11 protein-coding genes and 1 CRISPR repeat array are annotated in these 16,492 nt (G+C 47.6%); all 11 genes read left to right on the plus strand.

All coding sequences use genetic code 11. From position 1 onward, the window contains the following. Positions 1–54: 54 nt before the first annotated feature. The 11 genes from CHL74_RS07655 (at position 55) to cas2 (ending at position 15,731) form a co-directional block, all read left to right on the plus strand. A complete protein-coding gene (locus CHL74_RS07655) occupies positions 55–2,226 on the plus strand; it encodes a S9 family peptidase (protein WP_094880573.1) in 2,172 nt (723 codons plus the stop codon). Positions 2,227–2,265: 39 nt separating this feature from the next. Further along, positions 2,266–3,666, plus strand: coding sequence for an MFS transporter (locus CHL74_RS07660; protein WP_094880574.1), 1,401 nt, complete (start codon positions 2,266–2,268; stop codon positions 3,664–3,666). Positions 3,667–3,748: 82 nt separating this feature from the next. Next, positions 3,749–6,316: a M6 family metalloprotease domain-containing protein gene (locus CHL74_RS07665; protein WP_094880575.1), complete on the plus strand. Its 2,568-nt coding sequence runs from the start codon at positions 3,749–3,751 to the stop codon at positions 6,314–6,316. An 896-nt stretch (positions 6,317–7,212) separates the two neighbouring features. Beyond that, on the plus strand, positions 7,213–8,205 hold the full coding sequence (locus CHL74_RS07670; RefSeq protein ID WP_094880576.1) for a helix-turn-helix domain-containing protein: 993 nt from the start codon (positions 7,213–7,215) through the stop codon (positions 8,203–8,205). A 3-nt stretch (positions 8,206–8,208) separates the two neighbouring features. After that, positions 8,209–10,395 carry a CRISPR-associated helicase/endonuclease Cas3 gene (locus tag CHL74_RS07675; RefSeq protein WP_094880577.1) on the plus strand — a complete coding sequence of 729 codons (2,187 nt, stop codon included), beginning with the start codon at positions 8,209–8,211 and terminating at the stop codon, positions 10,393–10,395. Positions 10,396–10,409: 14 nt separating this feature from the next. After that, positions 10,410–11,102: a type I-C CRISPR-associated protein Cas5c gene (gene cas5c / locus CHL74_RS07680; protein ID WP_094880578.1), complete on the plus strand. Its 693-nt coding sequence runs from the start codon at positions 10,410–10,412 to the stop codon at positions 11,100–11,102. Then, positions 11,099–12,871 carry a type I-C CRISPR-associated protein Cas8c/Csd1 gene (gene cas8c, locus CHL74_RS07685; RefSeq protein WP_094880579.1) on the plus strand — a complete coding sequence of 591 codons (1,773 nt, stop codon included), beginning with the start codon at positions 11,099–11,101 and terminating at the stop codon, positions 12,869–12,871. Before cas5c ends, cas8c begins: the two co-directional genes overlap by 4 nt. A 27-nt stretch (positions 12,872–12,898) precedes the next feature. Further along, positions 12,899–13,750: a type I-C CRISPR-associated protein Cas7/Csd2 gene (gene cas7c / locus CHL74_RS07690; protein ID WP_094880580.1), complete on the plus strand. Its 852-nt coding sequence runs from the start codon at positions 12,899–12,901 to the stop codon at positions 13,748–13,750. Between the two features lie 9 nt (positions 13,751–13,759). Beyond that, positions 13,760–14,431 (plus strand): CRISPR-associated protein Cas4, encoded by a 672-nt coding sequence (cas4, locus tag CHL74_RS07695; protein ID WP_094880581.1) that lies wholly within the window; start codon positions 13,760–13,762, stop codon positions 14,429–14,431. Next, a complete protein-coding gene (gene cas1c, locus CHL74_RS07700) occupies positions 14,415–15,437 on the plus strand; it encodes a type I-C CRISPR-associated endonuclease Cas1c (RefSeq protein WP_094880582.1) in 1,023 nt (340 codons plus the stop codon). Before cas4 ends, cas1c begins: the two co-directional genes overlap by 17 nt. 3 nt (positions 15,438–15,440) lie before the next feature. Further along, complete coding sequence (gene cas2, locus CHL74_RS07705; RefSeq protein WP_094880583.1) at positions 15,441–15,731, plus strand: CRISPR-associated endonuclease Cas2; 291 nt, start codon at positions 15,441–15,443, stop codon at positions 15,729–15,731. 176 nt (positions 15,732–15,907) lie between these two features. Continuing rightward, positions 15,908–16,463: a CRISPR direct-repeat array (repeat unit 32 nt; unit sequence GTCGCACCCTACGTGGGTGCGTGGATTGAAAC). Positions 16,464–16,492: the final 29 nt, after the last annotated feature.

A 16,492-nucleotide genomic window follows, 5' to 3' on the forward strand; every position in this document is an offset into this window, starting at 1 on the left:
CTTTTTTTATTTCTTCAGAAAACACCAGAAAAATACGCCTAACTAAAACAAACTATGAACAAGACATTATCAACCATCGCTGTCGCCGCCGCAATCGGTTGCGCCAGCATCAATGCCGAAGCACAGACCATGATCGGTAAGACCACGGACGTGGCTGCCATCAGCAAGGGCGACCGCATGACGCCGGAGACACTCTGGGCAATGGGACGCATCGGAGGAGCAGCTGCTTCTCCCGACGGCAAGACAGTAGCTTACCAGGTGGGCTATTACAGCGTGAAGCAGAACAAGAGCCACCAGATGCTCTACACCGTCAGCGCTGACGGAAAGCTACAGCGTACGCTCACCACTACGGCTGCCAGCGAAACTGACGCTGCATGGATTGACGGTGGAAAGCGCATCGCATTCCTCACCAAGGGTCAGCTCTGGAGCATGAACGCCGACGGATCTGACCGCCGACAGCTCACCAAGAGTGACATCGACATCGAAGGATTCCGCTTCTCGCCCGACGAGAAGAAGGTCATCCTCATCAAGTCGCTCCCCTATCACGAAAGCATCAAGAAGAATCCGGACGACCTGCCATTGGCTTCAGGCCGACTGGTGACCGACCTCAATTATCGCCACTGGGACCATTACGTTGAGTCCGTGGCTCATCCCTTTGTTGCCAATGTCACAGCCGAGGGCGTCGACAATGGCAAAGACATCATCGAAGGCGAACCGTATGAGTGCCCGATGGCTCCCTTCGGAGGCGTGGAGCAGCTCGCTTGGAGCCCCGACTCGAAGACCATCGCTTACACATGCCGCAAGAAGACAGGCGTCAATTACGCCACTTCCACCGACTCTGACATCTATCTTTATAATGTAGAGACCGGCTCTACCAAGAATATCTGCAAGCCCGAGGGATATAAGGACCCCGAGTATGACCCCACAAAGACCAAGAAAGACCAAGCCATCAACCATCAGCAGGGCGACCTCAATATGGGCTATGACATCAATCCCAAGTTCTCGCCCGACGGCAAGTTCGTGGCTTGGCAGTCAATGAAGCACGACGGATATGAGAGCGACCGCAACCGACTCTGCGTCTACAATCTCGCCACCGGTGAGAAGACATACGTGGCAGAGAAGTTCGACTCTAACGTGGACGACTACTGCTGGGCTGCCGACTCGCGCACGCTCTACTTCATCGGTTGCTGGCATGCCTGCGTCAATATGTATCAGACCAATCTCAACGGCGACGTACGTCAGCTTACTGACGACTGGATGGACTTCGGTTCGCTCCAGATGCTCGGCAACACAGGCAAGATTCTCGCCTCACGCCATAGTATCTCTCAGGGCGACGAGCTTTACGTCATCACTCCCGGAAAGGACGTCAAGAAAACCAAGATTAAGCAGATAACCTCAGAGAACAAGGCTTTCTACGATCAGCTTGAGATGGGCAAGGTGCAGCAGCGCTGGGTGGAGACCACCGACGGCAAGCAGATGCTCGTATGGGTAATCCTCCCGCCTCACTTCGATCCTAACAAGAAGTATCCTGCACTCCTCTTCTGCGAGGGTGGACCTCAAAGCCCCGTCAGCCAGTTCTGGAGCTACCGCTGGAACTTCCAGATTATGGCAGCCAACGACTACGTGGTCATCGCTCCCAACCGCCGCGGACTCCCCGGCTTCGGATCAGAATGGAACGAGGCTGTGTCAGGCGACTGGACCGGCCAGTGCATGGACGACTATCTCTCTGCCATTGACGACGCCGCCAACAATCTCCCCTACGTCGACAAGGACCGCCTCGGATGTGTAGGCGCCAGCTTCGGAGGCTTCTCGGTATATTATCTCGCCGGCCACCACAACAAGCGCTTCAAGGCATTCATCGCCCACGACGGAGCCTTCAACCTCGAGTCGATGTATACCGACACCGAGGAGGCATGGTTCTCCAACTGGGAGTACGACGACGCATACTGGAACAAGGACAAGACAGACCGTGCCCGCCGCACCTACGAAAACTCACCGCACAAGTTCGTAGACAAGTGGGACACACCAATCCTCTGCATCCACGGCGAAATGGACTATCGCATCAACGCCAACCAGGGCTTCGGCGCTTTCAACGCCGCCCGTCTCCGTGGCATCCCCGCCGAGCTCCTCATCTTCCCCGACGAAAACCACTGGGTGCTCAAACCTCAGAACGGCGTGCTCTGGCAGCGCACCTTCTTCGGATGGCTCGATAAGTGGCTCAAGTAACAAGTAATAAATAATAAATACTAAATAATAAATTAAGAAATGCAGAAATTAAGCGATTCTCCAGCTATGCGCTGGACAGCCCTTGTGCTCCTTGCGAGCGCAATGTTCTTCGCCTACATCTTCGTAGACGTACTTTCACCGCTTCAGGGACTGCTGCAGACACAGCGCGGATGGGATCCTGACGCCTATGGTCACTTTGCAGGTTCCGAGCCGTTCCTCAACGTGTTCGTGTTCTTCCTCATCTTCGCAGGAATTATCCTCGACAAGATGGGCGTACGCTTCACAGCCGTCCTCTCCGGAGTGGTAATGGTGCTTGGCGCAGCCATCAACTGGTATGCCGTCACCGACCTCTTCGATGCGTCTTCAGCAAAGACCTTCATGGACAACACACTCAATCTGCCGCAAGCATGGTGGAACGTCACACCTTGGTATGACGGAATGCCCGCTTCAGCCAAGCTCTCAGCCATCGGCTTCATGATATTCGGTTGCGGCGCAGAGATGGCAGGCATCACCGTCAGCCGTGGTATCGTCAAGTGGTTCACAGGCCACGAGATGGCACTCGCCATGGGCATCGAGATGGCCATAGCCCGTATCGGCGTAGCAGTCGTAATGCTCGGCTCACCCTTCCTGGCTTCCATCAATCCCATCAGCGTCAGCCGTCCTGTAGCAGCCTCTCTGCTCCTCGTCTGCATCGGCCTCATCTGCTTCATCTCTTACGGCTTCATGGACAAGAAGCTCGACGCACAGGGCGCCGAAGAAGAAAAGGACGATCCCTTCAAGGTGTCAGACATCGGCAAGATTCTCTCGCTCCGCATGTTCTGGGTAGTGGCATTGCTCTGCGTGCTCTATTATTCAGCCATCTTCCCCTTCCAGAAGTACGCTATCAACATGCTCCAGTGCAACCTCCACTTCACAGCCGAGCAGGCAGGACAGGTGTTCTTCATGTTCCCGCTTGGTGCAGCAGCCGTAACACCGTTCCTCGGCAACTTCCTCGACCGTAAGGGCAAGGGAGCTTCCATGCTCATCCTCGGAGCCGTGCTCATGATCGTGTGCCACCTGATTTTCGCTTTCGTTGTGCCCACCACACAAAGCGTCATCATCACCCTCGCCGCCATCATCGTTCTCGGCATCTCCTTCTCGCTCGTCCCTGCAGCCCTCTGGCCCTCTGTGCCCAAGCTCATCGACGGCAAGCTGCTCGGTTCTGCCTACGCCCTCATCTTCTGGATTCAGAACATCGGCCTCTACGCATTCCCGATGATCATCGGTAGCGTTCTGAAGGCAAGCAACCCCGGAGTGACCGACCCTCTCCAGTACAACTACACCGTACCTATGGTGGTCTTCGCCTCTCTCGGCGTAGCAGCCCTCTTCCTCGGACTCTATCTTAAGGCCATCGACCGCAAGGGCGGTTACGGACTGGAAGAGCCTAACATCAAGAAATAAGAAAACATTTATATATACAGTTTAGGAGTTAAGGAATTTCTTTAACTCCTAAACTGCTTTAATAACCCCATCAACTATAGACATGTCTAAACACATCGCCATTCTTGCCCTTGGCCTTCTTGCTTCGGCTGCCTCACACGCCGTTCCCGCCAAGCGCATCAAGACCGCCGTCAAGCAACCCGACGGCACGTCCCTCATCATCACCGTACGAGGCGACGAACACTTCCATTTCACATCCACCGAAGACGGCATGCCCCTCATCCAAGCCACAGACGGGGCTTACTGTTACGCCGTGCTCGATAAGGACGGACGCCTTGCGCCTTCCTCACAGATAGCTCACGCTCCCTCCGCACGCAGCGCCCAGGAGCTTAGCTTCCTCCGCACTTACACCTCTCAGGCTGAGAAGGTGAAGCAGATCGGATCAGAACGCCGCGCAGCACGCAATGCCTCACGCATAGCACGCCTCCAGAAACGCGCACCGCACAAGATGGTAGGAGCTGGCGGAGGCGAAGGCATCGGAGTGACCGGCAAGCGCAAGGGACTCGTCATCCTCGTCAACTTCCAGGACACGAAGATGATGCGCACACATACGCAGGCAGAATGGAACGACTACTTCAACCTCAAGGGCTATTCCAAGCTCAACAATTCAGGTTCCGTACACGACTATTTCTACAATCAGAGCTACGGTCTCTTCGACCTTGAGTTTGACGTCGTAGGACCCGTCACCGTATCGAAGAAGATGGCTGCCTACGGAGCCAACGACGCTTACGGCAATGATGTCGACCCCGCAGGAATGGTGTACGAGGCATGTCAGCTCGCTGCCGACCAGGTAAACTTCGCCGACTACGACTGGGACGGCGACGGCGAAGTAGATCAGGTTTATCTCATCTATGCCGGATACGGCGAGGCTGCCAACAGCAACACTCTCGCCAACACCATCTGGCAGCACGAATGGAATTTGGATGAAGCCGGATACAGCCTCACCATCGACGGCGTCAGAATCAACACCTACGGATGCTCCTCAGAGCTTAACGGCGACAGCGGAGGATCCATGGACGGCATCGGCACAGCATGCCACGAGTTCAGCCATTGCCTCGGCATTCCTGACCTCTACGACACCTCCGGCAACGGCAATTACGGCATGGACGAATGGGACCTCATGGACTACGGTTCGTACGCCGGCGACGGATATCGCCCCGTAGGCTACAATTCGTACGAGCGCTGGGTGAGCGGATGGCTGCAGCCCACCGAGCTTTCCTCGCCATGCTTCGTCAAGGACATGAAGGCACTCTCGGAAAGCCCTGAGGCTTACATCGTCTATAACGACGCCCACCCCACAGAATATTATCTGCTCGAGAACCGTCAGGGCACAGGCAACGACGAGGAGATACCATCAAGCGGAATGCTCGTTATCCATGTCGACTATGACTATAACGCTTGGGAGACCAACACCATCAACAACCGGTCTTACCATCAGCGCTTCACCATCATCCCAGCCGACAATCAGCGCACCTCTGCCACCAACTTCGCCGACACATATCCCGGCACCATGCGCAACACCTCGCTTACCGACACCTCCACGCCCGCTGCCGCACTCTATAACGCCAACAAGGACGGACGCAAGTTTATGGGCAAGCCCATTACCGAGATAAGCGAGAGCCTCCAGGGCCTCGTCTCGTTCACATTCATGGGTGGCGAGACGGTCAACACTCCCTCCGACCTCGCCTCGCAGGACATCACGGCAGACGCCTTCCGCGCCACATGGAGCGCCGTGGAGGAAGCCGATTCTTACAATGTGGAGCTGCGCGAAAGCTCGGCTGACGCCTCTCCCGAGGCATGCCAGCTCGTCAGCGAAGACCTCTCCGGATGGGGAGCCAATCTCAAGTCGGACGGCAACACCGACATCTCTTCCAAGCTGGACGACATGATGTCCACAGAGGGATGGACCGGCATAAAGGTGTTCGAGGGCATCGGCTGCGCAAAGCTCGGCAGCGCAAAGGTGCAGGGCGAGCTAACCTCTCCCCTCCTCACCAATCTCCAGTCGGACGCCATCACCGTGCGCATCCTCACCAAGCCTTACGGCGCTGACGAGGCACGCTTCACGCTCTATCTTACTGCCTCTGACGGATCGGACATCTCGTCATGCGACATCACTCCCGACGGCACTCTCACCACCGTTGTCCTCGACAACAAGGACGCCTCAGACTGTCGTCTGACCATCAAGCCCAAGAAGCGCGGCTACGTATGCAAGGTGGCTGTCTATGACGGCGACTTCACCGAGGACGACTTCACAGCCTCTCCCGCCACAGCACCACGTAAAGCCACACAGAAGATAAACGACATCAGCGAACCGCTCTACAGCTTCTCGGACCTCAACGCCGCCTCCACTTACCAGTGGCGCGTACAGGCTGTGAAGGGCACGGTCTTCTCTCCGTGGAGCCCGTGGCAGACAGTGGTCCTCAACGCTGCCTCTTCCATCTCCGGCACCGTAGCCACAGCCACGCTCACCCCCTCCACACCAGTCGACCTCTTCTCTGCCGACGGCACATGGCTACGCCACACCACCTACGGAGAGTTCCTTGACACCCCCGCCCACCACGGCGTCTTCATACTCAAAACCAAGGAAGGCGTAGCGAAAGTGGTGAGATAATAAGACGTGCAGATATTATAATCAATAAAAAAGGGAAGTCGTTATACACAGTAACGGCTTCCTTTTTTTATTATATATCTGCTATGGGAGGCTGCGTGGTTCCACCAACACAATATTTGCATTTCTGATGCTCAATACTATGAGTTCAGCGCACGAAGAAATCTTTGGTGCGAAATTCTTGAGTTTTGAGCGTGCAGCGACAACATACTGACACTCTGTAAATTACACTACTAAGAAGAGCAGTGTGCAATGAATGACTGAGCTAAACAAGCCTCATAGGGTTGCAATAGCGCCACTTTTACACTCCAATAGTGCCACTTTTACAGTACAATAGCGCCACTTTTACACTCTAATAGTGGCACTATTGTACTGTAAAAGTGGCACTATTGTTAAGCAGGGGTGCTGTTTGCTCAGCAGAACACCATAAAAACAGCTTTTTGATTCTCTAGAATTGATTTTTATTTTGTAACACATTTTTACTCTTTGTACGATATTTGCATAGTGGACATGAAGCCATGTTTAACAAGAGATTGAGTATGAGCTGCGGGTTCCGCAGAGCGGGACCTATATCATGAAACCTACTGCAAGCTGCGAAGCAGCGCAGCTGTAGGTAAATATGACACCCCCATAAAGAGTTCCCCGAAGGGGGACTAACGCATCCACTATGATGTTGAGGATGATAGTCGGTCCCGCTTCGCGGAACCAAGAGATGGTGAGGTGCTGCTTATTTGTCTGAAAGAAATGAAATGAAGGCTCGTACCTTATGACACGAGAGCGTGTATCAGTTGATTGACAATCTTAAGAACAAAAGTTTTGGGAAAGAAGAATAAAAGTTTGAGGAAATTTGTTTACATTTCCGAGTTTTTTATTACTTTTGTAAACAAAACCAAAATACTATGCCTAACGATTCATTTGCAATCAGACTACGGGAAGCAAGACGCATGCGAAAACTCAGCATGGATAAGCTCATCGAACTTGCCGACTTTGTTGTAACAAAGCAAAGTCTTTCAAGGTATGAGCGAGGCGTCATGCGTCCTCATGCCAACGTTCTTTCGGCGCTGGCAAAGGCCCTTGATATCAGCGAAGAATATTTTCTCGGCACCAACCTAAACATCAACATACCAATGCTACGCACCACATCTGGAGGCAAGCTGCAGGAAGATGTTCTCACGGCTATAGAGGCGCGCCTGTCCTTTTGGACAGAACGGCTTATCGCCAAAGAACGTGAGGCTGGCATCTCCGAAGAGTTTAAGAATCCCATCGAAAACGTTCAGGTATCCTCACTTGAAGATGCCATCCAAGCAGCCAACCTCCTCCGCCAGCTCTGGCATTGCGGCGACGGTCCCATCGCCAGTGTGCTTCGCCTGTTGGAACGCAAGGGCATCAGAATCATGGAGGATGAACTACCTGCCGAAGTTTACGGCCTCAGCACATGGGCAGACCATCGTCTGCCGCTCATAGTCGTTGACACCCGCCTTTCAAAGACCACAGCCGACCGTCTGCGTTTCACAGCCGCTCACGAACTCGCCCACCTTCTCCTCTCCTTTCCTCCCTCTTCAGACCTGTCAGAAGAAAAGCGTTGCCACAAGTTCGCCAGCTTCTTCCTCTTCCCCAAGTCCGCATTCATAGAAGAAATGGGCGGCGAGCATCGCGACGAACTGACGCTTGAGGAGATGATAGACCTAAAGGAACTGTACGGCGTCTCCATCGCAGCCCAAGTGCACGAAGCTTGGGATCTCCGCATGATTTCGCGCGAGCACTACGACTGGTGGTACGACAAGAACATAAATAAGAACCGACTGGAAAAAGGTTGGGGAGTATACGCCTTCCCCGAAACGGTCGGCAGAGAGAGGAGAGTGGACGCAAGGATAAAAAAGAACGTAAAATAGAAAATGAATATGACAGAAATTATATCACATATATATCAAGACAATGAAGGACATTGGGTTACACAATCCAATGAGGACCACTCTGTCGGTGTAGCAAGACTTGCATCACAATTTGCAGGAGAGTTTGGCATGAGCAAATGGGGTAAAGTATTGGGACTACTCCACGATAAGGGAAAAGAGACGGACGCCTTTCAGCAATACATTAAAAAGGAAAGCGGATATGCCCCCGACATTAAAATTTGTGGCAAACATCATCATGCCTACGTAGGAGGGATATTAGCTCAAAAATATTATGGAAAGTCTTCCTATAATTTATTTGTCAACCAGATTGTGTCTCATCATACCGGACTGCATGATTCTGACGAGATAAAAGAAATCATCAATCAAGAAATTCCTTCCGAAGTAAACATCTATCATACAAAGGAAAAGCTAAACCGACCAGAATTTAAAATACAAGAAAACGATTTTCATCATTTAGCTCGCATGCTATTCTCATGTTTAGTAGATGCAGACTTTCTTGATACGGAAGCATTTATGGACAGGGAATCTTATACGTTAAGACAAAACAAAGAAGCATTAAACAATTTACTGCCATTGCTTGAAAACAAGCTAAAGGACTTAAAGACTAAAGCAGACTCTTCCGAGATAAACATCATAAGGAACCAGATTCAGCAACAATGTTTGAAGATGGCTGATACTCCTACTGGTTTCTATAGCTTGACTGTACCCACTGGTGGAGGCAAGACATTGTCCTCACTGGTTTGGGCTATAAAACATGCAATAAAGAATGGACAGAAGAGAGTTATCATCGCTATACCTTACACAAGTATTATTGTTCAGACGGCATCAGTCCTGAGAAGCATCTTTGGAGAAGAGAATGTTCTGGAACATCATAGCTGTGTAGACCCCGAGCAGATAAAAGACGAGAAACTGAAAGAGAAGATGAAGTTGGCAACAGAGAATTGGGACTACCCTATTATCGTTACCACCAACGTGCAACTGTTCGTATCTATGTTCAGCAACAAGCCATCGGCTTGCAGAAAACTTCACAATATAGTAAACAGCGTGATAATCTTAGATGAGGTGCAGACTCTTCCTACGGATTATCTGCAGCCCATAGTAGATTCGCTGAAAACTTATAATAAACTTTTCAATGTATCCTTCTTGTTCACAACTGCAAGTCAGCCCGTGTTGAGCGGGCTCATTGAAGGGTGTAATCCGAAAGCCGCCTTCAACGGAATAGACCATATAACAGAAATAATACCGGATGATTTCAAGCTACATGACAAGTTACGTAGAGTGAAGCTGAGCATCAATAACGAAGGAAAAACCTATGATGAATTGGCAGAGATGCTGAGCCAGCACAAAAAAGTGCTCTGCATTGTCAACACACGTAGGGACGCTAAGGAAATATACGAACGTCTTCCGCAAGAGGGCATTACATTGCATCTTTCCAAGATGATGTGCCCTGACCATATCAGCGAAACAATAAAAGCTATAAAAACCGCTCTGAAAGACAATAAGAACGAAATAATCCGTGTTGTCTCCACTCAATTAATAGAAGCAGGAGTTGACATTGACTTTCCTTTTGTCTTCCGCCAAGAGGCAGGATTAGACTCTGTTCTGCAAGCAGCGGGCAGATGTAATCGTGAAGGAAAGAATGGCTTAAGTACCACTTACGTCTTTTCATTGTCTAAAGAGCACAACCTTACAAAGGGAGACATACAAGCTGCAAATAGCGCAAGACTAAGTCTTGGAAACGACCATGACTGGTTTGCTCCAGAAACAATGACTTCTTTCTTCAAGCAACTCTATTGCAGGAAAGAGTCTTTTGACAAGAAAGATATAAGACATTATCTTTATTATCCGACAAACAATTTGAGTTTTCAGACAGCAGCCAAGGAATTCCAGCTAATAGAAGACGATGGTGTAAATGTTGTTGTCTGCTGGAAGAACAGCATAGATCTTGTCCAGCAATTATTAGTTAACGGACCATCATACATGCTGATGAAAAAGCTGTCAAAGTATATGGTTAACATCAACAAGATAGACTTCAAAACATTAGCAGACATGGGGGTTGTCAGCGAAAAGAAAGAAGGGCTTTTTGTTGTCGATTACAAACAACAATATGATGAACATATTGGACTTAGAACCGACAATAATTGGGCAAATGAAATATTAATACAATAAAGATAAATAATAATATGGAACATACAGACAGAGAATATTGTTTGGAGGTGTGGGGCGATATGGCTTGCTTCATCCGCCCAGAACTTAAAGTGGAGCGCGTCAGCTATGATGTTATTACACCGTCGGCTGCACGCGCCATATTCGAGGCTATATTCTGGAAACCTGCCATACATTGGCAAATAACCAAAATAGAAGTACTAAATCCTGTCAAATGGACATCGGTGAGAAGAAATGAAGTTGGTGCTGTTGCCGGCAAGTCTGCCATTTATATAGAAGACAAACGTCAGCAAAAGAACTCTTTATTGCTTAAGGATGTCCGTTATAGGATTTGGGCAAAAATGGAATACCGTTCTGTTGCCAAACGAAAAATTGAGAAAGACTTGTTTTCGCACGAACCTGGCAGAGACGAGAACCCTATGAAATACTATCAAATGTTTGAACGGAGAGCAAGTAAAGGTCAATGTTTCAATCAGCCTTATCTTGGAACTCGTGAGTTCTCGGCAGCATTCCGCTTGGTTAATTCAGATGACGAAGCTTTGACTCCTCCTATATCCGAAGAGCAGGGAGGCACAAAAGATCTTGGCATCATGCTCTATGACATGGATTTCCAAGACCCGAAGAACATCCAGCCTATGTTCTATCGTCCACAAATGAAAGCAGGCGTTATTATTGTTCCACCAATAAATAGTGAGGAGATTTTAAGATGATACTAAAAGCATTATACGATTACTATAACAGATGCGGAAATCTTCCTGCTTCTGGCATGGAGGAAAAAGAAATCGGTTTCGTGATTGTTATTTCTAAAGAAGGAAAATTTGTTCGTTTTGAAGATTGTCGTATAGATAACAAACAGGCAAAGACCTATCTTGTTAAAAAGCATGTAGGCAGGTCAAGTGCTGTCGTTGCCAATTACCTATATGATAACAGCTCCTATGTGTTGGGATATGCCGAAAATGCAAAAGCTAAGAAAGATGTAGAAGAACAGACAACGAAACGTTCTGACAAGGAAAGCACTTGTCTTGAAGCCTTTAAAGAGAAAGTTGATTCTATCTACAAGGTTTATCCTGAAAATAATGATTTGGCTGCTATTTGTAAATTCTATCAGCAAAGCAAAGAAGAAATACTTGCATGTATTTCGCAAGATAGTTTATGGGAAGACATCAAGAAGAACTTATCAAAAAAGTACTCAACATTCTCGTTCAGAATCGACGGTGACCTAAAGATTGTAGCCGAGAAAAAAGAATTATTACAATTAGAAAACTCTGAAGACGACAATAAAGGAAACGGCTTTTGTCTGATAACAGGGAATAAAGGAACTACCGTTGATACAACAACGGCAACAATGATTCCAGGAAGTCAAGCGACAGCAAAGCTTGTAGCTTTCCAAGTTAATTCCGGCTACGATTCTTACGGCAAGAAAAAATGTGGGAATGCACCAATTTCAAAGGATGCAGAATTTGCCTATACCACAGCTCTTAATGCTATGCTGCAAAAAGGGTCGCATAACAAGTTTGGTGTAGGTAATCGTACCTTCGTTTTTTGGGCTTCTTCCAATGCCGAGGCAGCAGAACAGACGGAAGAGAGTCTGTTCGACCTATTAGGTTTTGCAGACGAAGAACAGGATGACCCAAATGCAAGAATAGAGCAAGTGCGTAAAGTCTTTACTTCCATTTATTCTGGAACTTTGAAGACTTCATTGGACGACCGCTTCTATATACTTGGACTCGCTCCAAACTCTGCCAGAATTGCCGTTGTGTATTGGTCTGAATGCTCTTTGAAAGAGTTTGCAGAAAAGATTCTTCGTCATTTTGACGACATGGAGATTATAGATACTCGTAAAGACGGGAAACCATATATGGGAATAAAGAGCATGCTTGCAGCTGTCACTCTTAACGGAGAGCTATCTAAAGCAACCCCTAACATACCCGAGGCTGTTGTCAAGAGCATCTTCCAAGGAACACCTTATCCGTTTACGTTGTTTTCTGCATGCATCCGCAGAATAAGAGCAGAGTCAGGAAATAAAGATAATAACGCTATTCGCATAGCTCGTATGGCAATCATTAAAGCTTATCTTAACAGAATAAATGATAACAATAAAAAGATAGACACTATGTTAGACAAGAGTAACACAAACCAAGGCTACCTCTGCGGTCGCCTCTTTGCAGTTCTTGACAAGATTCAAGAAGATGCAAATGGAATCAGAAGCATTTGTGAAAGATACATGAATGCTGCAAGTGCAACACCTGCTTCGGTGTTTGCCACTATCCTCAATCTTTCTTACCATCACATGGAGAAACTGACTAACGAAAGCAGAAAAATATTCTATGAGAAGATGAAGCAAGAAATCATCGACAAGATTCCTGCAACCGGCTTCCCTGCACATCTTGACCTTCAAGACCAAGGCAGATTCTTTATAGGATACTACCACCAAAGACAAGACTTCTTTACTAAAAAAGAAGATGAAAACAAGAACTAAAATAATAACATTTAAATTATAAACAATATGGCTGAAATTAATAACAGAATCGATTTCGTTTACCTGTTTGATGTACAGGACGGTAATCCCAACGGTGATCCTGATGCAGGAAACCTTCCTCGTGTTGATGCTGAGACCGGAATGGGCTTGGTAACAGACGTTTGCCTGAAGCGCAAAGTTCGCAACTACGTTCAAGTAGCAAAAGATTTGTCAGACGGTTATGATATCTTCATTAAGGAGAAGGCGGTTCTTAACAGCGAGATAGACAAGGCTCATGATGACGAAGATGTGAAGAAGGCAAAAGACAAGACTGCAGCAGCTCGTCTATTCATGTGTAAGAATTATTATGACATCCGTACATTCGGAGCGGTCATGTCCACGGGTAAGAATGCTGGTCAGGTAAGAGGCCCCATCCAGTTTACCTTTGCTCGTTCTATTGATCCAATAGCAACAGCAGAACATTCTATCACCCGAATGGCTGTGGCTACAGAAAAAGAAGCAGAAAAACAAAATGGCGACAACCGAACTATGGGTCGCAAGGCTACAGTTCCTTACGGGCTCTATGTCTGCCATGGCTTTATCTCAGCAAGTCTTGCCAAGCAAACGGGCTTCTCGGAGGAAGACTTGGAGCTATTCTTCGAGGCATTAAAGAACATGTTCGACGTGGACCGTTCTGCCGCACGTGGACTGATGAGCGCACAGAAACTCATCGTGTTCCGTCACGATTCGGTTCTTGGCAATGCTCCAGCCAACAAATTGTTCGACTTGGTGAAAATCAAGAAGAATACGGAAGCCGCACCAAGATCGTTCAGCGACTATGTTGTTTCGATAGACAAGGACTCTGTTCCTAACGGCGTTACCGTTGAAGAATTGATTTAGTATAACATCATGTATACTGAAGACGAAATGCTCATGTTGTCGGGGATACAGCACTTTATGTTCTGCCCCCGACAATGGGCTTTGATACATATCGAACAGCAATGGGCTGAAAACAAACTGACGACAGAAGGTCAGATTCTGCACAAGAACGTAGACAATCCCTTCTATCGTCAGAAAAATGGTGATGTCATCACGCTTCGCTCTCTTCTTATTGCCTCAAAAGAATTGGGACTATATGGCATAACGGATGCCGTAGAACTTGTTCCTACTGATTCAGCAGAAGATGCCATTACTCATAACCGATACGAAGGTTACTGGAAACCATACCCTGTGGAATATAAAAGAGGACATCATAAGCCAGATGAAAGGGACGAGGTGCAATTGGCTGCACAGGCAATGTGCATGGAAGAGATGTATGGCATCAACATCCCGTACGGAGCACTATATTACGATGAGGTGAAACGTAGAGAGATTATATCCATTTCTGAATCGTTGAGAAATACCACCATTCATTGTGCCCAGCAAATGCACGAGGTCTTCAAATCCGGTGAATTGCCAAAAGCCAACAAACAGCGTCATTGCAAGAACTGTTCGTTAATAAATATATGTATTCCGGAGATGAATGATTGCGTAAAAGTGTCAACCTATTTAAACAATAACCTATATGAGGATATTACTTAACACATTATACATAACCACACCTGAAGCCTATCTCAGCAAAGACGGACTTAATGTAGTAGTATCCGTTAAACAAAACGAGATATTCCGTATACCCATCCACAACATTGAACAAATTGTCACCTTTGGATATATGGGTGCAAGTCCTGGTCTTATGAAATTATGCGCTGACAACAATGTCGCCCTAACCTTCCTTTCACCGCAAGGAAGATACATAAGCCGTTCGCAAGGTCCGACTAAAGGTAATGTATTGCTAAGAAAAGCCCAATACAAGAATTCGGATGAACCAAACTATGCTTTGCATATCAGCAAACTGTTCATTGGAGGAAAAATACAAAACTATCATAACATCCTACGACGTTTCATCCGTGACAATGGTGAAGACCATGACGTAGAAAGCGTAGCTGAATACTTGCATAAATGCAAACACCGTGTCTTTAATGCGGACAATATAGAAACAGTAAGAGGCATTGAAGGAGAAGCGGCAACAAAGTATTTCGGAGTGTTCTCACACCTGTTGCTGAACCAAAAGGAAGACTTCAAGTTTGAAGGACGAAATCGCAGACCTCCCAAAGACGCGGTCAACGCTATGCTCTCTTTTGTATATACGTTAATATGCAACGACATAACAGCAGCCCTTGAAACAGTCGGGCTTGATCCTTACGTGGGATTTATGCACACTCTAAGACCTGGCAGACCGTCTCTTGCTTTGGATATGATGGAAGAGCTTAGAGCCTACCTGGGTGACAGGTTGGTATTGTCATTAATAAACAGAAAACAGATATCCATAAAAGACTTTGTCAAGCAAGGAGATGATGGTATAGTCATGACGGACTCTGCAAGAAAAACCATTCTGTCTGCTTGGCAAAACAGAAAAAAGGAACAAATCACACACCCATATTTAAACGAGAAGGTCAGCATTGGTCTTCTTCCATACATTCAGTCTATGTTATTGGCAAGGTTTATAAGAAAGGACATAGACGATTATCCCGTATTTTTAATCAAATAGCTTATGTTCGTACTGATTACCTATGACGTGAATATCACATCCCTGAACGGAGCCAAGCGTTTGCGCAATGTTGCAAAAGCCTGCCTAAATCATGGGAAGAGAGTTCAAAACTCAGTATTTGAATGCGTCTTGACCGAATCGCAATATATTATGCTTAAAAGTCAATTAGAGAACATTATTGACTCATCGCAAGACAGCATCAGATTCTATCTATTAGGCTCAAACTGGAAACGTAAAGTGGAGACTATCGGCAAGAATATGGGGATAGACGTCACTGGAGAACTGATAATCTGATATAAAGGGTGCGAACGTATAGTATTGCATAATATACAGCGACTTTCGCACTCTTTGAAAATCAAATAGATAGATTTATATACCCATAAGATTCACATAAGTATTCAAAAATTTGCATATTATTCGCAAATAATGTACTTTTGTAATATGATATTCAGACATTTGCTGAATATGCGGTCGCACCCTACGTGGGTGCGTGGATTGAAACAGCTCTGGTAATGGCGACTTGTAACGGCTCTCGGTCGCACCCTACGTGGGTGCGTGGATTGAAACTGCTTCATCATATTGCGATTGCCCTGCACAATGGGTCGCACCCTACGTGGGTGCGTGGATTGAAACTCTCCTCTGTCAATGACAGAACACGTTGTGCATGTCGCACCCTACGTGGGTGCGTGGATTGAAACTCCTGCTGCAAGGTTGTGACATTGCTCTCGATTGGTCGCACCCTACGTGGGTGCGTGGATTGAAACTCCAATGTAGCTTTGGTGCAAGCGTTTACTCTTGTCGCACCCTACGTGGGTGCGTGGATTGAAACCCAACTCGTCCATTGCCGTTTGCTCTGCGGCTCGTGTCGCACCCTACGTGGGTGCGTGGATTGAAACTGAAATAAAAGCAAATGCTTTATAAATAAAAAGCGTCGCACCCTACGTGGGTGCGTGGATTGAAACATACTATAAATGATTAATAAGTGTTTAGAAACGTCGCACCCTACGTGGGTGCGTGGATTGAAACCCACTTAACCGCCAGGTAAAGCCCGCCGA

The organism is Prevotella sp. 885, assembly GCF_002265625.1.
Lineage (GTDB): Bacteria > Bacteroidota > Bacteroidia > Bacteroidales > Bacteroidaceae > Prevotella.